The organism is Arthrobacter sp. Soil762 (assembly GCF_001428335.1).
Taxonomy (GTDB): Bacteria; Actinomycetota; Actinomycetes; order Actinomycetales; family Micrococcaceae; genus Arthrobacter.
Map to the genome: position 1 here is coordinate 53,276 of NZ_LMSG01000004.1, position 24,705 is coordinate 77,980.

18 protein-coding genes and 2 tRNA genes are annotated in these 24,705 nt (G+C 66.8%); 14 read left to right on the top strand and 6 right to left on the bottom strand.

What is annotated here, in order from left to right; genetic code table 11:
* Positions 1 to 48: 48 nt before the first annotated feature.
* Positions 49 to 2,088 carry an FAD/NAD(P)-binding protein gene (locus ASG77_RS06095; RefSeq protein ID WP_056342561.1) on the bottom strand — a complete coding sequence of 680 codons (2,040 nt, stop codon included), beginning with the start codon at positions 2,086 to 2,088 and terminating at the stop codon, positions 49 to 51.
* Positions 2,089 to 2,162: 74 nt separating this feature from the next.
* Here ASG77_RS06095 and ASG77_RS06100 point away from each other — a divergent pair, with 74 nt between their 5' ends.
* The 4 genes from ASG77_RS06100 to ASG77_RS06115 all read left to right on the top strand — a co-directional run bounded on the left by ASG77_RS06100 (position 2,163) and on the right by ASG77_RS06115 (position 6,930).
* Positions 2,163 to 4,457: a prolyl oligopeptidase family serine peptidase gene (locus ASG77_RS06100; protein ID WP_056342563.1), complete on the top strand. Its 2,295-nt coding sequence runs from the start codon at positions 2,163 to 2,165 to the stop codon at positions 4,455 to 4,457.
* On the top strand, positions 4,457 to 4,972 hold the full coding sequence (locus ASG77_RS06105) for a GNAT family N-acetyltransferase (protein ID WP_235564340.1): 516 nt from the start codon (positions 4,457 to 4,459) through the stop codon (positions 4,970 to 4,972). Before ASG77_RS06100 ends, ASG77_RS06105 begins: the two co-directional genes overlap by 1 nt.
* A gap of 163 nt (positions 4,973 to 5,135) precedes the next feature.
* Positions 5,136 to 5,223: transfer RNA gene (locus tag ASG77_RS06110), tRNA-Ser, on the top strand.
* Positions 5,224 to 5,448: 225 nt separating this feature from the next.
* Complete coding sequence (locus ASG77_RS06115; RefSeq protein ID WP_056342569.1) at positions 5,449 to 6,930, top strand: MFS transporter; 1,482 nt, start codon at positions 5,449 to 5,451, stop codon at positions 6,928 to 6,930.
* Here ASG77_RS06115 and ASG77_RS06120 read toward each other — a convergent pair.
* On the bottom strand, positions 6,854 to 9,034 hold the full coding sequence (locus ASG77_RS06120) for a RecQ family ATP-dependent DNA helicase (RefSeq protein ID WP_056342570.1): 2,181 nt from the start codon (positions 9,032 to 9,034) through the stop codon (positions 6,854 to 6,856). The genes ASG77_RS06115 and ASG77_RS06120 overlap by 77 nt on opposite strands.
* Positions 9,035 to 9,130: 96 nt before the next feature.
* Between ASG77_RS06120 and ASG77_RS06125 the strand changes: the two genes are divergently transcribed.
* The 4 genes from ASG77_RS06125 to ASG77_RS06140 all read left to right on the top strand — a co-directional run bounded on the left by ASG77_RS06125 (position 9,131) and on the right by ASG77_RS06140 (position 12,813).
* Complete coding sequence (locus ASG77_RS06125) at positions 9,131 to 10,549, top strand: phosphomannomutase/phosphoglucomutase (protein WP_056342573.1); 1,419 nt, start codon at positions 9,131 to 9,133, stop codon at positions 10,547 to 10,549.
* Positions 10,536 to 11,045, top strand: a complete 510-nt coding sequence (locus ASG77_RS06130) for a hypothetical protein (protein ID WP_056342577.1) — start codon at positions 10,536 to 10,538, stop codon at positions 11,043 to 11,045. Before ASG77_RS06125 ends, ASG77_RS06130 begins: the two co-directional genes overlap by 14 nt.
* 17 nt (positions 11,046 to 11,062) lie before the next feature.
* Positions 11,063 to 11,512: an RrF2 family transcriptional regulator gene (locus ASG77_RS06135; RefSeq protein WP_056342581.1), complete on the top strand. Its 450-nt coding sequence runs from the start codon at positions 11,063 to 11,065 to the stop codon at positions 11,510 to 11,512.
* Positions 11,513 to 11,652: 140 nt separating this feature from the next.
* Complete coding sequence (locus tag ASG77_RS06140; RefSeq protein ID WP_056342585.1) at positions 11,653 to 12,813, top strand: globin domain-containing protein; 1,161 nt, start codon at positions 11,653 to 11,655, stop codon at positions 12,811 to 12,813.
* Between the two features lie 134 nt (positions 12,814 to 12,947).
* Here ASG77_RS06140 and ASG77_RS06145 read toward each other — a convergent pair whose 3' ends face one another.
* Entirely contained in the window at positions 12,948 to 14,774 is a 1,827-nt protein-coding gene (locus ASG77_RS06145; protein ID WP_056342588.1) for a phosphoenolpyruvate carboxykinase (GTP), read from the bottom strand.
* Positions 14,775 to 15,050: 276 nt separating this feature from the next.
* On the opposite strand from ASG77_RS06145, the gene ASG77_RS06150 reads away from it, so the two are divergent.
* The 5 genes from ASG77_RS06150 to ASG77_RS06170 all read left to right on the top strand — a co-directional run bounded on the left by ASG77_RS06150 (position 15,051) and on the right by ASG77_RS06170 (position 20,326).
* Positions 15,051 to 15,124, top strand: a tRNA-Arg gene (locus ASG77_RS06150).
* A 125-nt stretch (positions 15,125 to 15,249) separates the two neighbouring features.
* Positions 15,250 to 16,755, top strand: coding sequence for a dihydrolipoyl dehydrogenase family protein (locus ASG77_RS06155; RefSeq protein ID WP_056342591.1), 1,506 nt, complete (start codon positions 15,250 to 15,252; stop codon positions 16,753 to 16,755).
* Between the two features lie 117 nt (positions 16,756 to 16,872).
* A complete protein-coding gene (locus ASG77_RS06160; RefSeq protein ID WP_156380191.1) occupies positions 16,873 to 17,580 on the top strand; it encodes an ABC transporter ATP-binding protein in 708 nt (235 codons plus the stop codon).
* Positions 17,577 to 19,613, top strand: a complete 2,037-nt coding sequence (locus tag ASG77_RS06165) for a YhgE/Pip family protein (RefSeq protein WP_056342595.1) — start codon at positions 17,577 to 17,579, stop codon at positions 19,611 to 19,613. The genes ASG77_RS06160 and ASG77_RS06165 overlap by 4 nt, the downstream gene beginning before the upstream one ends.
* A 98-nt stretch (positions 19,614 to 19,711) precedes the next feature.
* Positions 19,712 to 20,326 carry a TetR/AcrR family transcriptional regulator gene (locus ASG77_RS06170; protein ID WP_056342657.1) on the top strand — a complete coding sequence of 205 codons (615 nt, stop codon included), beginning with the start codon at positions 19,712 to 19,714 and terminating at the stop codon, positions 20,324 to 20,326.
* Positions 20,327 to 20,870: 544 nt separating this feature from the next.
* On the opposite strand, the gene ASG77_RS06175 is transcribed toward ASG77_RS06170, so the two are convergent.
* Complete coding sequence (locus ASG77_RS06175) at positions 20,871 to 21,899, bottom strand: EamA family transporter (RefSeq protein ID WP_056342598.1); 1,029 nt, start codon at positions 21,897 to 21,899, stop codon at positions 20,871 to 20,873.
* Between the two features lie 72 nt (positions 21,900 to 21,971).
* Here ASG77_RS06175 and ASG77_RS06180 point away from each other — a divergent pair, with 72 nt between their 5' ends.
* Positions 21,972 to 22,883 (top strand): LysR family transcriptional regulator, encoded by a 912-nt coding sequence (locus ASG77_RS06180; RefSeq protein WP_056342600.1) that lies wholly within the window; start codon positions 21,972 to 21,974, stop codon positions 22,881 to 22,883.
* A 29-nt stretch (positions 22,884 to 22,912) separates the two neighbouring features.
* On the opposite strand, the gene ASG77_RS06185 is transcribed toward ASG77_RS06180, so the two are convergent.
* Positions 22,913 to 23,440 carry a SixA phosphatase family protein gene (locus ASG77_RS06185; RefSeq protein WP_056342603.1) on the bottom strand — a complete coding sequence of 176 codons (528 nt, stop codon included), beginning with the start codon at positions 23,438 to 23,440 and terminating at the stop codon, positions 22,913 to 22,915.
* A gap of 241 nt (positions 23,441 to 23,681) precedes the next feature.
* Positions 23,682 to 24,548 (bottom strand): winged helix-turn-helix domain-containing protein, encoded by an 867-nt coding sequence (locus ASG77_RS06190; RefSeq protein ID WP_056342607.1) that lies wholly within the window; start codon positions 24,546 to 24,548, stop codon positions 23,682 to 23,684.
* Positions 24,549 to 24,705: the final 157 nt, after the last annotated feature.

Below are 24,705 nucleotides of genomic sequence, written 5' to 3' on the forward strand. Positions count from 1 at the left end.
AAAAACTCAGGGGACGTGCGGACGAATATTTCGTTGCGGCAGGGATCCTCAGTGTCCGAGGATCGCCTGCGCGATTTCGTCGGCATCGCGGAGTGTCCTTTGCCCGCTGGCGTACGTGGGGCCGCCCGGCTGGAGCGCTTCCGCGGCGATGGCCGTCCCCCACTGGGTGGCCGAGAGCTGGAGGCCCAGCACATAGAGTCCGTCGGTGACCGAGCCGTTGGCCGCCACCGGCCGGTACGGGTGCGGCGCCACGTCGAGCCCGCTGGCCTGCACCGGCGCACCTTCCGCCGTCATCATCAGCCGGGGCCGCACCATCCCGTCAGCGAGGAGCTGTTCCAGCAGCGGTGAAGCGTTCGCCGACACTCGGTTCGCCGGCGCGAGGGCCTCCACCATGGTCTTCGCCGCCACCGGCGGGCCTTTCACCCACGGAGAGACGGCGGTAAAGCGGCCTGTCCGCCGGTCCACGCTGAACCGGGGATCGGGCCCTACGAAACTGACCACGCCGGCGCGCGCCAGGGCAGCCAGCTGTTCAGCGCGCAGCGCGGGCGGCCCGCTGGCCAGGCCCTCCACAAACGACTCAAACCAGCCACGCAGGCCGGCCACCCAGGACTCATCGGTGATACCGCCGTCGGCCACTGCCGTTTTCAGCACCGCGCGCCCATGATGAAGGGCGCCGATGGCCATCTTCACGGGATCCTCCTCGCCCAGGGCGGAGCGGCGGGCGTCATCAAGCAGGTACTCGACGACGGCGGCATCCAGTTCGGCGCGTGATCCGAAAGACCTGCCCGCAAGCGGGGACGCAAGGCCCCGCAGATCCAGCCGGTGCCGCGGCCCGACGTGCACGGCCAGGACGCTCTCCACCGCAACCTCCCAGTTGGCGGCGCTGTGGGCATGCGGCCGCAGCGCCTCATCCAGCGCGGCCAGGAACGCGGACGCGTCGGGGACGGCCGCGGGCTGCGAGCGCACCAGGGTGGAGTAGTAGGCCCAGAGGGTGTCGCGGTGCAGCAAGGGCCAGAGGTCGTGGTCGAAACCCGGGCGGATCCCGGTGGCCGCGAACCGCTCCAGCGCTGCACGGGTCAGGTACCGCAGGGTGACCGACGCCGGGTAGTAGCCGGCCAGCGCGGCCTTGGCCCGGTACGGGGTGCCGCGGCGGGAGGCGGCAATGATCAGGGGCTCCTGGCCGGAAGGCTGATACTCAAGCCGGGTTCCGGCGTCGATGAACTTTCCGCCGCGGCCCTCCGTGAGCTGGCCCATCACGTCGAAGAAGTTCAGCCCCATACCCCGCACCAGGACCGGTTCTCCGGCCGGAATCGCGGTCCAGTCAACGTCCGCAGGGACGGCCGGCGGGAAGTAGCTGAGGCCCAGCTGTGCGGCCGATGCCTGGAGTTCCCGCTGCTCAGGGTTCAGCCGGGACGCAAGGTGCCCCAGGGCCAGGACCACGGAATCGACCGTGAGGGAACCGCCGCCGGCGAGTCCGACGTCGAACGTTCCCGTACTTGGGGTTGCTTCGCCAGGGGCGCCGTCCCCCGGGGTGCTTTCATCTGGTGTGCCGTCATCTGCGGCGCCGGCTCCCGGCGTCCGGGCTGTTCCGTCGCGCGACGGGCGCACCGATACGGCCATCGTTTCGTGGAAACTGACGGTGACGCCGTCGGGCAGTTTTGCCGTCAACTCGTCCAGCGTGCAGCGCAGGTATCGGCCGTACAGTGCCCGGCTGGGGAAGTCCCGCGATCCCAAGGCAGCCAGTTCGGACCGCTCGTCCAGCGTCAGGGCCGGCGTCGGCTCACGCTTCTGCCGGACCCGCCAGCGGTCGAACGTGGTGCCCGCGACCGGCGGCGCCAGGCAGGGGTCCTCAGGGATGACCGTGGGATAGAAGGACTGTGTGTTCATGAGGTACAGCCGGGACTGGCCGGGCTGCCACACGTGCCCCGGACCCGCCGGATAGGGGTCGATGACGTCGATATGCAGGGCTGCGGAGCCGGGATGGGCAGCGGCGTACGCGGCGGCGTGTGCGAGCAGCCGCTCCAGCACACTGGTTCCCCGGGGTCCGGCGCCGATGATGGCGGCCCGGATGCTCTTCGATTTACCCAAGCATCCAGAGTATCGGCATGAGCCCAAGGCACTTGACTTGCTTGCGGCGCGAAATTGTTGTTTGGATGGGGCGCATGACCACCACTGCAGCTGATCAAGCGCCCGGTCCATCGTCCGCCCCCGAACCCACTGATGAGAACGTCTGGCTGGAGGAAATCTACGGCGAGGCGCCGCTGGCCTGGGTCCGGGAGCAGAACGCTCGCACCGAGGACCTCCTGGAGGACGCCGACTATGCGGGCCTGGAAGGAAGCATCCTGGAGGTGCTGGACTCCACGGACCGGATCGCCATGGTGGGCAAACGCGGCGAGTGGTACTACAACTTCTGGAAGGACCAGGCGAACCCGAAGGGGCTGTGGCGCCGCACCACCTGGGAAAGCTACCTGACGGACTCCCCCGACTGGGACGTCCTGCTGGATGTGGACGCCCTCGCCGCCGCCGAAGGTGAGGAGTGGGTCTTCCACGGTGCCACGTTCCTTCGTCCCGCCGCCGGCGAACCGTACCGCCTCGCGCTGCTGGCGCTCTCCCCCGACGGCGGCGACGCCAACCGCTACCGCGAGTTCGACGTCGGGACCCGCACGTTTGTTGACCCGGCCGACGGCGGCTTTGACCTGCCAACGGCGAAGGGGAACGTCTCGTGGCTGGACACGGACACGCTGCTGGTCGCCTCCACCGCCGGGAACCTGCCGCGGACCGCCTCCTCCTACGCCCGGACGGCCGTCACCCTGCGGCGCGGCGAAACCCTCTCCGCGGCTGCCCGGCTTTTTGAGGTGCCGGAGGACCACATGATGGCCGTGGTGGCGCATGATTCCACTCCCGGCTTCGAGCGCACGTTCGCCGTGGACTACATCGATTTCTACAACCGCAGCACGTTCATCCGCTGGGACGACGCCTGGCTCGAGATCGACGCACCGACAGACGTGAACCTCAGCGCGCACCGCGAGTGGCTCCTGTTCCGGCCTCAGCAGGACTGGTCCCTTGAGGGCACCACGTACCCCGCCGGGTCCCTGTTGGCCGCGAAGTTCGAGGACTACCTTGCCGGGGCGCGGGATCTCTTGGTGCTGTTTACGCCGGATGCGCACACTTCACTGCAGTCGTGGAGCTGGACGCGGAATTTCCTGCTGCTGAACCTGTTGCGCGACGTCTCGTCCGAGATCCGGGTGCTGGATCCCTCTGTTCCCGGCGTTTCGGCCCACGCGGCTGCGTCCGACGGGAGTGCGGCCGACGGCGGCGCCTGGGCTTCGTCGCTGCTGGATGCCTGCCCGCCGCTGCACGACGTCAACGCCTACGCGGTGGACGACGAAGATGAAGGACCGGCCGACAGCGGTGCGGGCGGCGGTGCGGGCGACGGTGCGGGCGACGACTTCTGGCTGGTCGCCACCGGATTCACCACCCCCAGCACACTGATGCGCGGAAGCCTCACGCGGGATCCTGCCGGGACCGCTGGCTCCGGAGGGGGCGTTGCCGGGACGGCTGGCGTGGTGAGCAGCCATGCGGCTGTCAAGGCGTCGCCGTCGTTCTTTGATGACGACCAGTACGAGGTGCAGCAGCACTTCGCCGTGTCCGCGGACGGCACCCGGGTCCCCTACTTCCAGGTGGCCTCGCGGGACCTGGTACTGGACGGGCAGAACCCCACCCAACTCTCCGGCTACGGCGGCTTTGAAGTTTCCCGGACCCCGGCGTACAGCGGAACTGTCGGCAGGGCTTGGCTTGAGCGCAGGACCGCCACCTCCGGCGGCCCCGGCGAGGCAGCGCACTCCCGCGGCGGCGTCTATGTGGTGGCCAACATCCGCGGCGGCGGCGAATACGGGCCGTCATGGCACCGGGCCGCGCTGAAGGAAAACCGCCACCGCGCCTTCGAGGACTTCGCGGCCGTGGCGCAGCACCTCGTCTCCCGTGGCGTCACGTCCCGGGAGCGGCTGGGCTGCGTGGGCGGTTCCAACGGCGGGCTGCTGGTGGGCAACATGCTCACCAGTTACCCGGAGCTCTTCGGGGCTATCTCCTGCGGCGTTCCGCTGCTGGACATGAGGCGCTACACCAAGCTCTCCGCCGGGCACTCCTGGATCGCCGAATACGGCGACCCGGACGTGGCGGCGGAATGGGAGTACATCAAGACCTTCTCCCCGTACCACCTGCTCAAGGACGGCGTGGAGTACCCCGAAACATTCATCTGGACGGCGACGTCGGATGACAGGGTAGGACCGGTTCAGGCGCGAAAGATGGCAGCCCGGATGCAGGCGATGGGAATCCCGAATGTCTGGTTCCACGAGGCGCTGGAAGGCGGCCACGCCGGAGCTTCGGACAACCGGCAGGCCGCCGCGCTGCAGGCCCGCAGCCAGCACTTCCTATGGCGGACGCTGGCAGGCGGTTGATGTCTGTGTTGTCGGTGCGGCGGGCAGTCTCTGCTGACGTGGAACGGCTTGCCGCAGTCCATGTCCGCTGCTGGCAGGAAACGTACCGCGGCATGCTGTCCGATGCTTTCCTGGCAGCCGTGGATCCGGCAGGCCGGCTGGCATTGTGGCACCAGCTGCTGGACCGGCCGAACCCCGCCGAGGTGTGGGCAGCGTGCGACGATGGCACTGTGGTGGGATTCGCCGGCGCCCGCCGACTGCCCGCTCCCGGTTCCCCGGCGGGCCACCCGCCGCCGTCGTCCGGTGACCTGGAGCTCTGGGGATTGTATTTGTTGGCATCGCATCAGAGGCTGGGCCTGGGATGTCGGCTTCTCGAAGCCGCCTTGGGCAATAACGCGGCCAGTCTCTGGGTGGCAGCAGGCAATACCAAGGCAGTCGGATTCTACGAACGGCTGGGTTTCGCTCCGGACGGGGCCGAGGACCGGGTGGCCGACTGGGAAGACGTTCACGAAATCAGGATGATCCGCTCCTGTTGACCCGCTCTCTTGCGCAAGTGTTTGGGCCGGTGGGTGAGCCGGGGTTTTCGCGCGGCGCACGGCGTCGCGGGGCTTGTGTGCGGGCCCTGAGACAAGCGCTCACGGGCCGTTTTGCACTGCGTGCCCCGTTCTGCGTATCCTTGGTGGGCTAGTAATAGCCATTGGAGACGTGCCAGAGCGGCCGAATGGGCTTCACTGCTAATGAAGTGTGGGGCACAACTCCACCGGGGGTTCAAATCCCCCCGTCTCCGCGTTTGGCCCCGGTCCTGGACCGGGGCCTTTTGCGTTCCCTGGGGAAGTGCTCTTATGCCACCAAACCCAAACTAGGTAGCAGTAACTGTCGTTATGAGCGCTCATAACGACAGTTACTGCTACCTACGTGGGCGGGAGCCGGGCGGTGTTGGGTGGGCTGGGCTGGCGGTCCGGGGTGCGGACGCACGAGGCTCCGCCCCGGCCGGCGGTGGCAGGATGGTGGAATGGCAGCACGTAATTCCCCCGGCGCGGAAACCAGCACAAGCCAGGCATGGAATCCCCGCCTGGCGCTACTGGTGGCTGCCACGTTCTTTATGGAGTTCCTGGACGGCACCATCCTCATCACCGCCATCCCCAACATCGCCAGCGACTTTGGCGTTCCAGCCGCCGACGTCAACATCACCATGACGGCCTACCTCATGACCGTGGCCATGGGAATCCCGCTCAGCGGCTGGCTTGCAGAACGCGTGGGTGCCCGCAAAGTATTCTGCTTCGCGATTGCCCTGTTCACGCTCGCGTCATTGGCCTGCGCCGTCAGCCCCGACCTGACCGTGCTGACGCTGAGCCGGATCCTGCAGGGCGCCGGCGGGGCCATGATGGTTCCGGTGGGCACCCTCCTGGTCCTGCGCGGCACACCCAAATCGGAGCTCCTGCGCGCCACGGCCTTCCTGGTGTGGCCCGCGCTGCTGGCGCCCGTACTGGCACCGCTGGTGGGCGGCGCCTTGACCACCTACCTGTCATGGCACTGGATCTTCCTCATCAATCTCCCACTGGGCGCGGCCGCCTTCATCGCCGCACTCAGTCTGGTACCAGCCGGCGCCGGAGACAGCGCACGCAGGCTCGACTGGCTGGGCCTGCTCCTCACCACCACCGGCGTAGGTGCCCTGGTGGTGGGCCTGGAACTGGCCACCGCCCGCCCCGACGGGCCATGGGCAGCTATCAGCGCGGCCGCAGGGGTATGCGCCCTCGCGGCCGCCGTGTTGTGGATGAGGCGGGCCAAAAACCCGCTGTTTGATCTCAGTGTTTTTTCCACCCGCACATTCCGGGCCATGGCCACCGGCGGGTTCGTCTACCGCCTGACCATCAGTTCGGTGCCGTTCCTCCTGCCCCTGATGTTCCAGACCGGTTTCGGCTGGTCACCGCTGCACGCCGGAATCATGGTGGCGGCCGTGTTCATCGGCAACATCGGCATCAAGCCGGCCACCACGCCGCTGATCCGGCGTTTCGGTTTCCGGGCCATGCTGGTCTTCGGCTCCCTGGCATCGGCGGTGACCTTCGCCCTGTGCGCCCTGCTCACTCCGGACACGCCGCAGGCCCTGATCTTCGCCCTGCTGGTGTGCAGCGGGGCCTTCCGCTCCATTGGCTTCTCCGCCTACGCGTCGGTGCAGTACGCGGACATTGCACCCTCCCAGCTGACCTCGGCCAACTCCGTGTCGGCGACCCTGGTGCAGCTCGCCGCGGGCGCCGGCATCGCCGTTGGCGCCCTGCTGATCCGGATTTTCGACGGCGTGGCGGCCTTCCCCGCGGATCACGCTGGCCCCTTCCGCGGAGCCTTCCTCACCATGGCCGTCCTGATGCTCTTCAGTACGGCGGACAGCCTGTCACTGCACCGGCAGGCCGGCGCAGAGGTCAGCCGGCCTGGGCAAGCACGAGCGGAAGAACAGCCCCCGCCCCCGCCTGGCGCAGGGCGCGTCCAGCCACGGTAACGGTCCACCGGCTGTCCACGAGGTCGTCGATCAGCATCACGCCCTGGCCACGAAGTGTTGCCATGGCGGCCTCCAACTCCGGGCCCACCACCACGCGGTCCCAGACGCCTGCCAGCCGGTATGCGCTGTTGCCGCCGCGGCTTCCAGTGGGTCCGCCGTGTCCCAGGGACAGCTCGCCAAGGTAGGGGATCCTGCCGATTTCCGAAATTCCCTGGGCAAGGGAGCGGACCAGTTCAGGCTTGCTCCGGGAAGGCATGCTGACGATCGCGGCCGGCCGTCCTGCACCGCTCCAGCCCGCGTTCCGGCCGTCACCGGTAGCCCATTCCCGCAGGACCTGGACACAGGCCTGCAGCATGGCAGGATCCACCGGACGGTCTGCGGCCCCGGCCGCAAAGAGTTCCCGCAGCGCCCCGCCCCAGCCGAGATCAGTAAGCCTGGCCAGCACGCGGCCGTCCGCCAGTCCGTCGTCGAGCTTGATCTTGCCCTTGACCGGAACGCCCAGGCGGTCCATGCCGCTGGGCCACTGCAGCCGCGCCTCCAGGACACCGCCGGCACGGGTGAGGGTCTGACCCGCCGCTGCCGTGGCGTCGTCGGCGATATCGGCCCGGAACCAGCGGCCCGCGCAGTTGTCGCACTTCCCGCAGGCGTGCGCGGTCTCGTCATCGAGGACCGAGGTGATGTATTCCATCCGGCACCCGGCGGTGTCCTGGTAGATCACCATGGAGTCCTGCTCATCCACCCTGGCCTCGGCGATCCGGCGGTAACGCTCGGCGTCGTAAATCCAGGGCTGGCCGGTGGAACGCCACCCCCCGCCGACACGTTCCACGGCGCCATCCACGGCCAGTACCTTCAGCAGCAGCTCCAACGGGGTGCGGCGGAGGTCGACCCGGGCCTCCAACGCCACCGTTGACACGGCAGTTCCGGCTTCAGCCAACGCTGTCAGCACCGCTGTGGCTTTCTCCTCGGACGGCATGGAGGCGGTGGCGAAGTATTGCCAGATATCCCGGTCTTCAGAACCCGGCAGCAACAGCACATCCGCATTCGCCGCGCCACGGCCCGCGCGGCCCACCTGTTGGTAGTACGCCACCGGGGAGGACGGTGCCCCGAGGTGGACGACGAAGCCAAGGTCCGGTTTGTCGAAGCCCATGCCGAGCGCCGAGGTGGCCACCAGCGCCTTGACCTGGTTGTCCTTGAGCATCTGCTCTGCACGCTCCCGGTCCGCAGGATCGGTCCTGCCGGTGTAGGCCTGCACTGTGTGCCCGGCTTCGGCGAGAAGCCGGGCGGTATCCTCCGCGGCGGAGACGGTCAGTGTGTAGATGATGCCGCTGCCGGGCAGATCGGCAAGGTGCGTCAGGAGCCAGCCCAGCCGTTCGCGGGAATTCGGCAGGGTCAGAACGCCCAGTCGCAGGGAATCCCGGCCAAGGGTTCCGCGGATGGTGAGGACGCCCGCGCCCAGCTGTTCCTCGATGTCGTGGACCACGCGCGAGTTGGCCGTTGCGGTGGTGGCCAGGACAGGCACGGACTCCGGCAGCTGGGTGATCAGGTCAGCGATCCGGCGGTAGTCCGGCCGGAAGTCGTGGCCCCAGTCCGAAATACAGTGGGCTTCATCAATCACCAGGAGGCCTGTCCGCCGGATGAGCTCCGGCAACTGGTTCTCACGGAAGGACGGGTTAGTGAGCCGTTCCGGCGAAACCAGCAGCACGTCGACTTCATCGGCGGCGAGCTGTTCCCGGACGGTGTCCCAGTCCAGCTGGTTCGCCGAGTTGATGGCCACGGCACGCACTCCGGCGCGGGCGGCGGCAGCCACCTGGTCCCGCATCAGGGCGAGCAGCGGCGAAACGATCAGGGTGGGCCCGGCACCGCGGCGGCGGAGCAGCAGCGACGCCACGAAGTACACGGCCGATTTTCCCCAACCGGTGCGCTGGACCACCAAAGCCCGCCGGCCGCCGTCGACCAGTGCTTCAATCGCCTCAAACTGTCCGTCATGGAAATCCGCCGCCGGATGCCCCACAAGTTCGCGGAGAACCTCCAAGGCCTGGCTTTTTGTGGCGGACGCTGAATCAGGGGAAACGGAAAGAAGGGCGGCGTTCTGGGTATCGACCATTGATTCAGTATCCCAGCCCCCACCGACACCCATAAAGCCGGGACCTCCGCATGTGGACAACCGGGAACGTCCGCGGGTCCACGTAAGATAAGACCCGTGACTAGCGAACAGACAAAGACTTTTGACCTCTCGGCATCCTTCAAGGCCTACGACGTCCGGGGCATCGTGGGCGAATCCATCACCGCTGAAATCGTCGAAGCCGTGGGCGCCGCGTTCGTTGATGTCCTGGAGCTGGAGGGCCAGACGATCCTGGTAGGCGGCGACATGCGTCCCTCCTCCCCCGAGTTCGCCAAGGCTTTCGCCGACGGTGCAGCCACGCGCGGCGCCGACGTCAAGCTCCTTGACCTGATCTCCACCGACGAGCTGTACTACGCCTGCGGTTCCCTCAACGCCGCCGGCGCCACGTTCACCGCCAGCCACAACCCTGCCGAATACAACGGCATCAAAATGTCGAAGCCCGGCGCGCAGCCCATCTCCTCCGAATCCGGCCTCAAAGAGATCCAGGCCCTGGCCGAGAAGTACCTCAACGAAGGCTCCATCCCGGCGGCCCCCGCCCGCGGCCTGATCGGCGTCCACGACATCCTGAAGGACTACTCCGAGTACCTCCGCCAGCTGGTGGACCTCTCCGGATCCCGGCCGCTCAAGGTAGTTGTGGACGCAGGCAACGGCATGGCCGGCCTCACCACGCCGGCGGTGCTGGGCGACGCCCTGCTGCCCAAGCTGCCCTTCGAGATCATTCCCCTCTACTTCGAGCTGGACGGTTCCTTCCCGAACCACCCGGCCAACCCCCTCGAGCCGGAGAACCTCCGCGACCTGCAGGCCGCCGTCATTGAGCACGGCGCCGATATCGGCCTGGCATTCGACGGCGACGCCGACCGCTGCTTCGTCATCGACGAAAAAGGTGAGCCCGTGTCGCCATCAGCCGTCACCGGCATGGTGGCACGCCGCGAAATCGCCCGCGCCCAGGCGCAGGGCGAGGCAACGCCCACCGTCATCCACAATCTGCTCACCTCCCGTGCAGTGCCCGAACTGGTAGAGCACGACGGCGGCCGTGCCGTCCGCACGCGCGTGGGCCACTCCTTCATCAAGGCAGTCATGGCCGAGGAAGGTGCCGTGTTCGGCGGCGAGCACTCTGCCCACTTCTACTTCCGCGACTTCTGGAACGCAGACACCGGGATGCTCGCGGCAATGCACGTGCTCGCTGCCCTCGGCGAGCAAGACGGTCCGCTGTCCGAACTCGGCCGCGAGTACGAGCCCTATGTCTCCTCAGGCGAAATCAACTCGGAAATCGAGGACAAGGCGGGAGCCGTTGAGCGCGTCCGCACCGACTTTGCCGCCGAGGACATCACCGTGGACACCATGGACGGCAGCACCTTCACGGCAAATGACGGCAGCTTCTGGTTCAACCTGCGCCCGTCCAACACGGAGCCCTTCCTCCGCCTGAATGTGGAAGCAACGGACCGGGCCACGATGGAACGCGTCCGCGACCGCGTGCTCTCCAATGTCCGGCGCTAAGCCGGAAGTGGCCCACGAAGCCACAGACGGCACGGCAGGAGTGGCTTCGTGGCGGGAATCCGTTCCGGAGGCTTCAGCCACGGACCTGGAAAACCTGCTGGGCACAGGCGTCGGCGCAGCCCAGGAACAGCTCGAGCGAAACGGCGGATTCCTGCCGTTCGCACTGGTGGTGGAGAACGACGGCGAAGTCCGCCTCGTGGCCGTCACACCGGCTGATGCCCAGGACGGCTCCGACGCTGACTTCGACGCGGACACGATGATCAGCGACCTCACCGAGCTGCTCCGGCAGAACCGGGCTGATTTCCGGGCGGCCGCAATTGTCTGCGACATCCTCTTGGTCGAGGAAGAAACAGATGCCATCCATGTAGCCGCTGAACACCGCGACGGATCAGTTTTCGCCGCGGTCCTCCCCTACGCCGCCAACACCGGGACCCACGAATGGGAGTTTGGCCAGCTCGCCGCTGACACCAGCGAACCCACCGTCTGGGTGGACTAGACCGCACCCCGGTTGCCATGAAGATCAACGCCTTCGCAGACGTCAGCCTCCGGGCGCTAATGGTCCTTGCGGCCGCGCCAGCCGCCACCCTCCTGACTACACAGAACATCGCAGATGCCGTGGGCACTCCGTACAACCACGTCAGCAAGGCGATGGCCAAGCTGCGGACCCTGGGCCTGATCGAGGTGGAACGCGGCAGGTCGGGCGGATCCCGGCTCAGTTCCGCTGGCCGCCAGGCAACGGCGGGCCAGGTCCTGCGGGACCTGGACACCCGGACGGACGCCGCCGACTGCGTGGCTCCGGGCGGCAACTGCCCGCTGATCCACGAATGCAGGCTTCGCGCCGCGCTGGCCCGCGCCCGTGAAGCGTTCTACCGGGAACTTGATGGCGTGGTTGTGGCCGACCTTCCAGGCTCGCGGCAGATGACGCCCGTCTTCCAGATGATCGGCCTGCGCCCCGGCCTGTAGCCCGGCGACGCGCCCACATCTCCACCGATTTGATCTCAACTTCTACGGGGTGTAGAACTTGAGGTACGAATATAAGCATTTCAGATGTAAGTATTCACATTGACCGGACGAAAGCCCGGTCCCCTATCGCAGGAGTACACATGCTCTCGGACAAATCCCGCCCCGTCATTGAGGCCACGCTGCCGCTCGTCGGTTCCCGGATCGGCGCCATCACTCCCAAGTTCTATGCACGGCTATTCGCGGCCCACCCGGAACTGTTGGATGGCCTGTTCAGCCGCTCCAACCAGCGCTCGGGCAACCAGCAGCAGGCGCTGGCCGGAAGCATCGCCGCTTTCGCCACGCACCTGGTCAACAACCCGGGCACCCTCCCCGAAACCGTACTTTCCCGAATCGCCCACCGGCACGCGTCGCTGGGCATCACCGAACCCCAATACCAGGTGGTCTACGAGCACCTCTTCGCGGCCATCGCCGAAGACCTCGCCGAGGTCATCACCCCCGAGATCGCCGAAGCCTGGACCGAGGTGTACTGGCTGATGGCCGACGCACTCATCAAGCTCGAAAAGGGCCTCTACGCAGCCCAGGCCAACGGCAAGATGTGGACTTCCTGGAAAGTGGCTGCCAAGACCGCCGCGGGCACCGGCTCCATGACCTTCACCCTGGAACCCGCTGACGACACCCCTGTCACACCCGCCCTGCCCGGCCAGTACGTCAGCGTCAAGCTCCAACTCCCGGACGGCCTCCGCCAGGTCAGGCAGTACTCACTTTCCGGCGATGCAGGCACCAGCCGGTCCTTCACCACCAAGCTCGACGACGGCGGCGAGGTCTCCCCCGTACTGCACAACACCGTCGAGGTTGGCGACATCCTGGAGATTTCCAACCCGTACGGCGAGATCACGCTCAAGGACGGCGACGGCCCGGTAGTCCTGGCATCGGCCGGAATCGGCTGCACGCCCACGGCATCCATCCTCCGTTCACTCGCCGAGGCGGGTTCCGACCGGCAGGTGCTCGTCCTGCACGCGGAAAGCACCATGGACAGCTGGGCGCTGCGCGGCCAGATGACGGACGACGTCGAACGCCTCGCGGGTGCCGACCTCCAGCTGTGGCTTGAGCAGCCCGAGCCGGGAAGCCGGGAGGGCTTTATGTCGCTGCGTGAAGTGGACCTGCCGGCCAACGCGTCCCTGTACCTCTGCGGGCCGCTGCCGTTTATGAAGCACATCCGCAACGAGGCCATCAACGCGGGCATCCCAGCCACGAAGATCCACTACGAGGTCTTCGGCCCGGACATCTGGCTCGCCAGCTAATGCACATATCGATTGCTCCGTACCGGCCCTTTTGACGTCTCAGAAGGGCCGTTACGGAGCACTCGATGAAGTAACGACGGCGGCCCCGCACCTTCTTGCAAAGGTGCGGGGCCGCCGTCGTGCTTACTGGAGTGTCAGCCCAGGCGGGCCTTCAGGCCGGCGAGCTCGGACTGCAGCGCCTCGGGCAGCGAGCTGCCGAAGTTGGCAAACCATTCCTCGATGGAGGCGAGTTCGGTGGCCCACTCGGCCGGGTCGACGCGGACTGCTTCTTCGACCTGTGCAGGCGTCATGTCCAGCCCCTTGAGGTCGATCGCATCGCCGGTGGGAACGAATCCGATGGGGGTCTCCACGGCGTCAGCCTTGCCTTCGAGGCGTTCGATGGCCCACTTGAGGACGCGGGCGTTGTCACCGAAGCCGGGCCAGGCGAAGCCGCCCTCGGAGTTGCGGCGGAACCAGTTGACCAGGAAGATCTTGGGCAGGCGCTCCGGGTTGGCCTTGGCGGACAGGTTGACCCAGTGGTTCAGGTAATCGCCTGCGTCGTAGCCGATGAAGGGCAGCATGGCCATCGGATCCCGGCGGACTACGCCCACCTCACCGGCTGCCGCGGCAGTGGTCTCGGAGGACAGCGTGGAACCCATGAAGATGCCGTTTGACCAACTGCGCGCCTCGGTCACCAGCGGGATGGTGGTCTTGCGGCGGCCGCCGAAGAGGATCGCGGAAAGCTCCACACCGTTCGGGCTGTGGTACTCCTCGGCCAGCATGTCGATCTGGTCGATCGGCGTGCAGAAGCGCGAGTTGGGGTGGGCTGCCGGCTTGTCCGAATCCGAGGTCCAGGAGTTGCCCTGCCAGTCGGTCAGGTGAGCGGGCACTTCCTCAGTCATGCCCTCCCACCACACGCCGCCGTCGTCGGTCAGTGCCACGTTGGTGAAGATGCTGTTGCCCTTGGCGATGGCGCGCATCGCGTTGGGGTTGGTGCCCCAGCCTGTGCCCGGGGCCACGCCGAAGAGGCCGGCCTCGGGGTTGACGGCGCGGAGCTCGCCTTCCTTGCCGAAGCGCATCCAGGTGATGTCGTCACCCAGGGTCTCCACCTTCCAGCCTTCGATGGTGGGATCGAGCAGGGCGAGGTTGGTCTTGCCGCAGGCGGACGGGAAGGCAGCCGAGACGTAGTACGTCTTCTGCTCCGGGGACGTCAGCTTCAGGATGAGCATGTGCTCAGCCAGCCAGCCTTCGTCGCGGGCCATCACGGAGGCGATGCGGAGGGCGTAGCATTTCTTGCCCAGCAGCGCGTTTCCGCCGTAGCCGGAGCCGTAGGACCAGATGGAGCGCTCCTCGGGGAAGTGAACGATCCACTTGTCCGGGTTGCACGGCCACGGCACGTCAGCCTGGCCTGCTTCAAGCGGCGCACCCAGGGAATGCAGGGCCGGCACGAAGAATGCGTTGGTCTCGGTGATGCGGTTCAGCACGTCGGTGCCGATGCGGGCCATGATGCGCATCGAGGCAACAACGTAGGCGCTGTCGGTGATCTCCACGCCGAACTTGGGATCCTCGGCGTCCAGGTGCCCCATGACGAACGGGATGACGTACATGGTGCGTCCGCGCATGGAGCCGGCAAACAGCCCACGCAGCTTTTCCTTCATCGCAGCCGGGGCCATCCAGTTATTGGTGAAGCCGGCGTCGTGCTCCTTCTCGGAGCAGATGAAGGTCTGCTCTTCCACCCGGGCTACGTCCGCGGGATCAGAGAATGCAGCGAAAGAGTTGGGGAAGAGCTCCTGGTTCAGACGCGTCAGCGTTCCTGCTGCGACGAGTTCATCGGTAAGATGCGAGTTTTCCTGCTCGGACCCGTCAACCCAGTGGATCCGGTCGGGCTGCGTAAGCTCAGCAACCTCTTCGACCCATGCCAGCAGTGCTGCATGCGTGGTGGGTGCTTTCTCAAGCAGCGGCTTCTGCGCCAGATCGCCCATTGCGGTTCCCTTCCTCGGGGTCATCGGTGTGGACTAAATGCTATTGGCCACCCAGGGGCGTCATGCGAGGCCAGCGGTGCACGTTCGTGATCGTTGGAGCCGAAAACCGCGCAAATTCAAGGAAAACCCCGCACAAACGGCCGTATTTAAGTGACAAAGGTCACCTAGACCGGTCTAGTCAGCTAGATTACATGCTTCTCGATTTGGTACTCCGGGCCACCCTCGCGTAAAGTAATTCGAGGTTCGGGGAGCAAGAAACTCCGCGAAACACAAAATGCGCCCATAGCTCAGCTGGATAGAGCGTCTGTCTACGGAACAGAAGGCCGGGGGTTCGAATCCCTCTGGGCGCACAGAGAAAGGCCCGTATCGGTTCGCCGGTACGGGCCTTTTGTCTTTAAGTTACGCAGTTGTGCAGTCACCTGATTGACGACGCCGGCGCTCCACGCCTCCCGCGAGGCGGGCGTAGGCTGGACGAATGACGCCTGAAACGCTGCAACGTGAATTCGATGTCATTGTGATCGGTGCCGGTGCCGTGGGGGAAAACGTCGCCGACCGGGTGGTCCAGGGCGGCCTGACGGCTGTCCTTGTTGAAGCCGAACTGGTGGGCGGCGAATGCTCGTATTGGGCCTGCATGCCGTCCAAAGCCCTGCTCCGCCCTGGCACCGCCCTGCACGGCGCACAGTCCGTACCCGGCGCAGCGGAAGCCGTCACCCTGACACTGGATGCAGCGGCAGTCCTGAAGCGCCGGGACTATTTCACCGCAAACTGGCAGGACGACAGCCAGGTGAAGTGGCTTGACGATACCGGAATTGAGCTGATCCGTGGCCACGGCTGGATCACCGAGCCGCGCACCGTTGAAGTAGCCGGGCTGGACGGCAACACTTACGGGCTCAAGGCGCGTCACGCCGTCGTACTCGCCACCGGCTCCACGCCAACCACACCTCCCATCGACGGGCTTGCGGACCTGCGGGTCTGGGGCACACGTGAAGCCACCTCGGCCAAGGAGGTGCCGGAGCGCCTGGCCGTGATCGGCGGAGGCGTAGCGGGCAGCGAGCTGGCGCAGGCATTCGCACGTCTGGGCTCGGACGTGACGCTCGTGGCCAGGAGCGGCCTGCTTGGCACGTTCCCCGCAGAGGCCAGCAAGCTTGTGATCGCGGGGCTGCGCGCGGACGGCGTGGCGGTCCGCCTCAACACGTCCACCGAAAGTGTCCGGGAAAACGACGACGGCACGTTCACCCTCACACTTCAGGACCAGTCGGCGGACGGCCGCACCACCGTCACTGCGGACAAGGTCCTCGTTTCAACAGGCCGGCATCCCGCCCTCGAGGGCCTCGGCCTGGAAAGCCTGGGCTTCGAGGCCCAGGACGGGCAGCCACTGACACTCACCACCGACTCCACCGGTCTAGTCCAGGGCGTCCAGGACGTCCCGGGCTCCCTGGGCACCCCGGATGAGGAAGGCGACTATCCCTGGCTCTACGCTGTTGGCGACGCCGCCGGCAGCAACTTCTTCACACATCAGGGCAAGTACGAGGCCCGCGCCACCGGCGACGCCATCGCGGCCCGCGCCAAGGGCGAACTCAGCGGCACGCCGGCGGCCTGGAGCCGGTACGCGCAGACCGCCAACCAGCATGCCGTCCCGAACGTGGTGTTCACGGATCCCGAACTGGCGGGCGTGGGGCGCTCGGTGGAGCAGGCAAAGCGGGACGGCTACAACGTCTCGTCCGTGGAGCTGCCAATCCAAGTGTCAGGTTCGTCCCTGCATTCGGAACACTACGAAGGCTGGGCGCAACTGGTGGTGGACGAGGACCGTCGGGTCCTGCTCGGCGCCACCTTCGCGGGCCCGGACGTGGGCGAACTGCTGCACGCGGCCACCATCGCAGTGGTGGGCGAGGTCCCGCTGGAGCGGCTGTGGCATGCGGTGCCATCGTTTCCCACGGTCAGCGAGGTGTGGCTGCGGCTCCTGGAGAAGTACGGCTTGTAGGAGAGGCCGCAAGTGGCGCTGGTCTATTCCACCCGCGCCTACTCCAACCGCACTATTTGAACTGACCAGTCAGTTCAGTTAGACTGGAGGTGGACATACACTTTCGAAAGGCCATTTTTGCTCTCCGTACAGCAGCTCCTTGTGAAGGGCCGGCGCGACGATTTGCTTCCGCCCACCTCTCTGCGGGTCGGCCGGGGTGAGCTCCTCCTCGTCACCGCCGAACGCCAGGACCAGCGGACAGCCCTTGCCCTGACCATCAGCGGGCGCATGAAACCCACTGGCGGCCAGATGTCCTGGGACGCCAACGAACGCACCAAATCCCTCCGCCTCGCGAGCGCCCTGGTGGATTCCCCCAACGTGAATGAGCCCGAGCAGCACCTCAGTGTCCGGGACCTTGTCACCGAGGACCTCGCCCTGATCCCCCGCCGCTACCGGGGCGCGCTGCTGAGCAAGCCCTGGCTCAAAGTCAACAGTTTCGAGGACATCGCGGACCTGTGGACGGAGCAGCTGGCGCCGGATCGGCGCATTGAACTGCTGACGTCCCTGGCCCTCGCCAACCCGCACACGGACCTTTTGGTGGTGGACTCCCCCGACAGGCACGGTGCCAACGCTGCGGACTGGCTCCCGCGGCTTGAGGAGCTGGCGTACGACGCCGGCCGGCCGCTCGCCGTCGTCGTCACCGTTACCGCCCTCCCGGCAGGGTGGACGGGTCCGGCCACCGTGATCGGCAACGCCGTCCCTGACGTCGACGAAGCGCCCGATGCGCCGGCTCTCACAGACGAAGAAACCGAATCCCTCTTACTCGAAACCGAGGATGCCAAGTGACCGTGCTGCGGCTGGCCCGTTCCGAACTCAAGCGGATGACCGGTGGGTTGCTGCCTAAGCTGACCATCCTGGCCCTGATCATGGTGCCGCTCCTGTACGGGGCCGTGTACCTGTACGCCAACTGGAATCCCTACGGGAACCTCAACCAGATCGAGGCCGCCCTGGTGGTGGAAGACACCGGCGCCACGTCCAGCGACGGGACCGAGCTCCAGGCGGGCAAGAAGGTGGCGGACGGCCTGGTGGAGGGCAACGTCTTCAACTGGCAGGCGGTCCCCTCGGCGGCCGAGGCCGACGAAGGGGTCAGCAGCGGCAAGTACGCGTTTGCACTGAAAATCCCGGCAGAGTTCTCCACAAACCTGGTCTCACCCGGCAGCTTCGATTCGGCCAGCCAGGCGATGCTGAACGTCACCACCAACGATGCCAACAACTACCTGCTGAGCACCATCGTGGACAAGCTGACCACCGCGGTGCACACAACGGTGGCCAAGGAAGTGGGTGAAGAGACGGCGAACCAGCTGCTCACCGGGTTCGGCACCATCCACGCCCAGATGCTCAAGGCCGCAGACGGCGCCGGGCAGCTGACGGACGGCGTGGCCACCCTCCGCGACGGGACGGTCACCCTGCATACAGGCACCAGCGAGCTCAGCGCAGGAGCCGGCGAGCTGTACAACGGGCAGCTGAAACTGCGGGACGGGGCCAATCAGCTGACCGACGGCGCCGGGCAGCTCAGCAGCGGGCTCTCCGTCCTGAAGGACAGCACCGCCACGCTGCCCACCGATACCCGGACGCTGGCCAACGGCGCGGCCCAGGTTGCCGCGGGGAACGCCCAGCTGAACACCAAGGTCCAGGACGTCGTCACGCAGCTTGATGCCGCGGACCAAGGACTCCGGACGCGTGTGATCGAATCGAATGCCCGCCTGGTCGCGTCCGAAGTGATCACCCAGGTGCAGGCAGACAAAATCCTGGCCGACTTCGATGCGGTGGCAGCCTCCAGCCCCGTGGCCGCGGCGAAAACCCGGATCCAGACCGATGCCACCCAGATCCAGCAGCTCGCGGACGGCGCCGAAGCCGTGAGCGTCGGCGCAGCCCAGCTGGCCACGGCCACCCCTGCGCTGAAAGACGCCATTGTTCAGGCTTCCGGTGGCGCTGACCAGCTCCACACCGGGGCGGCCACGCTGGCCACCGGCGAGCAGACTGCGCTCGACGGCGCCGGACGCCTCGCGGAAGGGGCGCAAACGCTCGACGCCGGTGCGGGGCAGCTGGAAGCCGGGGCCGGCACCGCCGCTGACGGCTCACGGACGCTGACCGACGAAATTTCCAAGGGAGCCGGGCAGGTGCCCAACCCGGACGATTCGCAGAAGAGCAGCCTCTCAGAGGTGATTGCCGATCCCGTTGCGGTCAGCAATGTCTCCCAGGCAAAGGCGGACTCCTACGGCGCGGGGCTGGCACCGTTCTTCCTGACGCTCGCCTTGTGGATCGGCATCTTCATGCTGGTCCAGGCGATGCGGCCCATCACCCAGCGGGCCCTGGCGTCGAACGCCCCGGCCTGGAAAATCGCCGTCGGCGGCTGGCTTCCGTTCCTGGCCGTTTCGGTGGTGCAGGCGAGCCTGCTGACCCTCGTGGTGAACCTGGCGTTGGGCCTCAACCCCGCGCATCCGGTGCTGATGTGGCTGTTTATGCTGGCCGCTGCCATGGCCTTCAGCGCCATCATCCAAGGCATCGTGGCGCTGCTGGGGTCACCCGGCAAGCTGGTGGTGCTGATCCTGCTGGTGCTGCAGCTGGTGTCCTCGGGGGGCACGTTCCCCTGGCAGACCACTCCGCAGCCGCTCCATGTTGTCCACGAAATCCTGCCCATGGGCTACGTGGTCACGGGCATGCGGCACCTCATCTACGGAGCGGACCTTTCCGGGATCGTGCCCACTGTCCTGGGGCTGCTCGGCTACACGTTGCTGGGCGCGGCGATGTCCACGTTTGCTGTCCGGAAGCACAAATACTGGACGCTCAAAACGCTCAAACCGGAGATCGCGGTATGAGCCCGCCCGCGCCGGGATCCGGGGTGCCTGATCCCGGCGTGCATGATCCTGTCGGGCACGATCCTGGCGTGCATGATCCCGTGGGGCACGATCCCGCCATGCACGGTCCCGCCGAGAAGAAACTCCGCCCGGCCCGGACCAATGCCACCCGGCAGAAGCTCTTCGACGCGTCCATGGAGCTGATCGGCCAGCGTGGCGCAGCGGGTGTCACTGTGGACGAAATTGCCGCGGCGGCGGGTGTCTCCAAGGGCACTGTCTACTACAACTTCGGCAGCAAGTCGGACCTGATCGCGCAGCTGCTGCGGCACGGCGTGGACATCCTGAAGGCACGCCTGCTTAGCGAGGCCTGGCATCCTGGGGCCGATCCACTGGTGGCCATGGAGGCAATGATCGGCCAGGCCATGGATTTTATGGACGATTACCCGTCCTTCGCCCGTTTGTGGGTGAGCGAAAACTGGCGGACTCCCAGCGAATGGCGGGACACGTTCGCGGTGCTCCGGTCTGAACTCCTGGCGGTCATCGGCGCGGCCATAGAGAACGTCGCTGCCGTCTATCGGGTGGACGAAACGGTCTCGCGGGGCAGCCTCGAGACGGCGATCTTTGGCGCCTGCTTTGTGGTGGGGCTTGACCGGCAGACCTACAACCCGGAACGCACCCGTGACCAAAGCGTTGCAGCAATCATGGCAATCATGCGCGGCTATGTCGTGAAGTAGCAGGAATGATTGGACACATGCGCCACATGGGTAAAAGCGGGAAGTTCGCCGTGATCGCGGCCGTCGCCGCCTTGGGCATGCTGGTGCTCACCGCCATCACCCTGGAAGAGGCCGTGATGGTCACGTTCCTGGGCCTGGTTGCGCTGGCCTATGTTGCGGCCGTGGCGGAGGTCCTGGCCCGGGGGCGCCACTTTGTATTGGTTGCCACGGCTGTGGGATCCAGCCTCACCATTGCCTTCTCCCTTGCCTTCGTCAGCACCTGGGAGCTGGCCTTCGCCGAGCAGTCGTCGATCTTCGGCACACCGCTCCCCACCGGGGATCCGGACAACTATTTCTACTGGGGTGGGGCCTCAGCGGTGGCCACGCTAGCGGTCCTGTTCCTTGGCGCAGTCTGGCCGGCGGGCAGGCGGTTGGGGACTGCCAAACGGAGGCCCTCGCCAGCCAAGCGGCGGCCCGCTTCCGGCACTGGCCGCCCTGCTGCGCGGCGCCCGGCAACCGGAGCCACCGCGGCCCGGGGCGCGGCACCCCGGGGTGCCGCCACCGCTCAGCGTTCGTCAGGCACCCGCGCGCCCGCCCGGATGCCTGCCTCGGCAGCCAAGCGGCCGTCGTCGTCCGCTTCCCCGGTCCGCAAACCGGCACCCAAACCGGGCACCAAGACGGGCGCTAAACCGGCGCCCCGCCGCTGACCCAGCCGCAGAACCTGCCGGCCGCGGCCGGCGAGCACGGCGGTCGCCACCCCGCCCAGGAGGAGCAGCCCGCCAACCAGTTCCGCCGGCGTCGGCACCTCCCCCAATGCCAGCCAGGCAGCGCTCATGCCCACCACGGGAACCAGCAGGGTGAAGGGCACCACGGCCGACGACGGATAGCTGGCCAGGAGCCGGTTCCAGATCCCATACCCCACCAGCGACGCGAAAATGGCTGTGTACAGCGCACTCAGGATCGTGGCCGCCTGGAGGTCTGCCAGCGTGCCGAACACGGCATCCGGGCCGTCCACCAGCAGCGACAGCCCGGCGAGGGGCAGCGGAACCACTGCGCCGGACCAGACCACCAGCCCCAGCCCGGAGGCGGCCTTGGCCTGACGCGCGATGACGTTCCCGGCCGCCCAGGACAGGGCGGCTCCCAGCACGATGATGAGCGGGAGCACCGGGGCCACGGCACTGCGGCCGACGGCCACCACGGCCAGCCCCGCAACGCCAAGAACGACGCCGGCCAGTTGGCTCCGGCTGGGCCGCTCGCGCAGGAACCCGGCGGCCAGGAGGACGGTGAGCAGCACCTGCGCCTGGAGGACCAGGGAGGCGAGGCCTGCCGGCATGCCCAGCGCCATGGCCAGGTAGAGGAGGCCGAACTGGCCCGCGCTCATAAAGACGCCGACGCCGATGATCGCCTTCCAGCTGACGTCAGGCTTCCTGATGAAGAAGATCCAGGGGAAGACCACCAGGAGGAACCGCATGGCCACAAACAGCAGCGGGGGAACCTCACGGCCGTTCGCATGCAGGCCGAAGTCGATGGCCACGAAGTTCAGGCCCCAGAGAACGGCGACCAAGGCAGCAAGGAGGGAGTGTCGGAGATTCACGGTCCCACTCTTGCAGACGGACAGATGAAGCACCAGCGTTGAATTCTGCGTCGAATCATGTAGATTTGCTTCATGATTGAGATCGGCTCACTGCGGGCCCTGGCGGCGATTGAACAGCACGGTTCGGTCATAGCGGCGTCGGAGGTGATGGGCTTCAGCCCGTCGGCCGTCTCCCAACAGATCAAGAAGCTGGAGAAGCAGACCGGGTTCCCCGTCCTGGAACGTCGCGGCCGCGGGGTGCTGCTGACCGAGCGGGGGCTCACCCTGGCAGCGTACGGCCGGCGCATCCTGTCGGAGCTCGAGGAACTGGAATCCACGCTCTTGGCGGATCCGGCCAAACCTACCGGGCACCTCAAGGTTGTTGCCTTTTCCACGGCCTGCAGGGGCCTCGTGGGGCCGCTGCTGGGACGGCTGGCCTCATCCGGAGCGGATCTGGACCTCAGCGTACTGGCCGAGGACCCTCGGGAAGCGGTGGCGCGGGTGGCCAACGGGGAGGCGGACCTGGGTGTGGTCCACAACTGGAACTCCGTCCCGCTGGTCATACCGGAGCACATGACCCTCGAATGGCTATGCGAGGACGTCGCGGACGTCCTGGTGCACCGCAACCATCCCTTGGCAGGACGCGGCCAGGTGGAACCGGCGGATCTGGTGGACGAACGCTGGATCAGCACGCCGCACGGAGCCATCTGCAACGAGGCCCTGGTGAGGATCTTCGCCGACCTTGGCCGGGTGCCGGACATCAGGGTCTACGATCCAGACTTCGCAACCCACATCGCACTGGTGGAGCAGGGAGCCGTTGTGGCGCTGGTCCCCCGCCTCGGCAGGCCCGCCCTGCCTGCGGACGTCGTCGGCCTGCCCCTGGTCAACCCCACGCAGGTCAGGCAGGTGGGCATCGTGTACCGCCGCACCATGGCGGCGAGCCCGGGCATCCAGCACGTCGCCGGACTGCTGCGGGAGGTCGCCGGGTCCAGTGCGGGACCTTGAGCCCTGTGGGGTCAGTGGATCCCGTGGCGTTAGTGGGCTCGCGGGACCTTGAACTTGGTCAGCCGGGCGTCCTGCCCATCCAGCTCGGCCCAGGATTTTTCCGTTTCCAGCACCGTGAGGGCGCTGGTGGGGTAGCGGGTGGCGGCGTCCATGTAGGCGTCGTGGTTTGAGTCCCGTGAGGCCAGGTGCATGGCGAGGTCCTGGACGCCAGGCATGTGCGAGATGAGCATCAGCGTGGTCACGGTGTCAGGCACGTGGTTGACCACGGCGAGCATCCGCAGCGCAGAGGCGGCGTAGAGGCCGTCCTCAAGTTTCGGCGTCGGGGCCTTGTCCCCCAGTTCCGAGCACACCCAGGTGCAGGTCTGGCGGGTGCGGAGAGCACTGGAACAGAGGATGAAGTCCGGGAGAATGCCATGTTTGACCAGCCACTTGCCAGCCAGGGGCGCCTCGCGGTGCCCCCGTTCCTCCAGCGGCCGCTCATGATCCGCCACGCCGCCGGGCCAGTCGGACTTGGCATGCCGCATGATCACCAGGCGTTTGATGTGGTGGTCGCTCATCCCCCAAGCCTAGACCCGCAAGACCCGCGGCGCCGCCGTCAAACAACAGCCGCGGAGGCCAATACTCGCGAGCCCGGACGCGCAAAAGCGATATTTCACGTAGAGAGGGCGCTGCAGCGCAGCGGGGCATCCTGAAAGCGCCGTTGTTGCGTGAGGAACGAACGCAGGCGCCGAAGGATGGGCCGCGAAAGCGAAAGCGGCCGTCCCAACAGGGAGAGCCGCTTTCGCTTGGCGTTAAGGACTAGATCGAGTATTCCGGAGCGGCCCAGACAATAACTTCGGGGTGCTCGTAGAAGCGGTAGCCCTGGCCGCGGACGGTACGGACGGTGTTGGCGAGGCGGCCCAGCTTGGAGCGGAGACGGCGGATGTGGACGTCGATGGTGCGTTCGTTGGGGACTTCCTCGGCGTTGCGCCACAGGCCCTCAAGCAGTTCATCGCGGCCAACCGTGCGGGTGCCGTTTTCCACCAGGTAGTTCAGGAGTTCGAATTCCTTGAAGGTCAGGTTCAGGGATTCGCCGTCAAGGTGGACTTCGCGGCGGGCAAGGTCGATCAGGACACCGGACGGGCGCGGGTCCTGGGGCTGCTGCAGCCGGGCAGTCTCGGTGCGCTTCTGCGCGTTCACGGTGGGGTCACCAAAGGTGGACCGGACGACGTCGAGCGCGGAACCGGGGGTGCCTGCCGGGGCCACGGCCACGGCCGCGTAGCTTTCAGCACCGGTCACGAGTGACTGTGCGTATGCGCGGATTTCCTGGGCAAGTTTGGCAATGGAGGTTCCCGCAGCCGCTGCGGTCTCCTCGTCGATGCCCATGTAGAGGACAAATCCGCGGGCCAAGGTGTCGTTGGCGACGGGCCGCACGGCGTTTGGTCCAGCGATCACCGGGGTGGGCGCGGTCAGCGGCGCGGCTTCGGCAGGCTGGACGGCGCGGAGCTGGCCGTAGGAGTTGGGGTTGTAGCCCTGGGGTGCGTAGCCGGGGGCGGGAAAGCTGGCGCCGGGGGCTGCCGGGGCGAATGCCGGTCGGGCGCCGAAGCCTTGGCGGAGGCCGGAAGCCTGGCCGGCCTTGCCTGCGTTACGGACGGAGATGTGGACGTATCCGGATGCAACTGACATGAATGCTTACCTCAATGTGAATGGCCGTCATCGCGGCTCGAATGCTGATTTCCCCGCAATGAGATCTGGGGAGGGCGCCCTACGCTGGGCTGGGGGGCGAATGCCTAGGAACTTCGTGGGGTCTGAAGGTCAGGCGTGCATTCGACAACAGCGCATG

Excerpts from the sequence above, each read along its gene's own strand:
- ASG77_RS06100 (WP_056342563.1), top strand. The coding sequence starts at position 2,163 with ATGACCACCACTGCAGCTGATCAAGCGCCCGGTCCATCGTCCGCCCCC.
- ASG77_RS06105 (WP_235564340.1), top strand. The coding sequence starts at position 4,457 with ATGTCTGTGTTGTCGGTGCGGCGGGCAGTCTCTGCTGACGTGGAACGG.
- ASG77_RS06115 (WP_056342569.1), top strand. The coding sequence starts at position 5,449 with ATGGCAGCACGTAATTCCCCCGGCGCGGAAACCAGCACAAGCCAGGCA.
- ASG77_RS06120 (WP_056342570.1), bottom strand. The coding sequence starts at position 9,034 with ATGGTCGATACCCAGAACGCCGCCCTTCTTTCCGTTTCCCCTGATTCA.
- ASG77_RS06130 (WP_056342577.1), top strand. The coding sequence starts at position 10,536 with ATGTCCGGCGCTAAGCCGGAAGTGGCCCACGAAGCCACAGACGGCACG.
- ASG77_RS06135 (WP_056342581.1), top strand. The coding sequence starts at position 11,063 with ATGAAGATCAACGCCTTCGCAGACGTCAGCCTCCGGGCGCTAATGGTC.
- ASG77_RS06140 (WP_056342585.1), top strand. The coding sequence starts at position 11,653 with ATGCTCTCGGACAAATCCCGCCCCGTCATTGAGGCCACGCTGCCGCTC.
- ASG77_RS06145 (WP_056342588.1), bottom strand. The coding sequence starts at position 14,774 with ATGGGCGATCTGGCGCAGAAGCCGCTGCTTGAGAAAGCACCCACCACG.
- ASG77_RS06155 (WP_056342591.1), top strand. The coding sequence starts at position 15,250 with ATGACGCCTGAAACGCTGCAACGTGAATTCGATGTCATTGTGATCGGT.
- ASG77_RS06170 (WP_056342657.1), top strand. The coding sequence starts at position 19,712 with ATGCACGGTCCCGCCGAGAAGAAACTCCGCCCGGCCCGGACCAATGCC.
- ASG77_RS06180 (WP_056342600.1), top strand. The coding sequence starts at position 21,972 with ATGATTGAGATCGGCTCACTGCGGGCCCTGGCGGCGATTGAACAGCAC.
- ASG77_RS06185 (WP_056342603.1), bottom strand. The coding sequence starts at position 23,440 with ATGAGCGACCACCACATCAAACGCCTGGTGATCATGCGGCATGCCAAG.
- ASG77_RS06190 (WP_056342607.1), bottom strand. The coding sequence starts at position 24,548 with ATGTCAGTTGCATCCGGATACGTCCACATCTCCGTCCGTAACGCAGGC.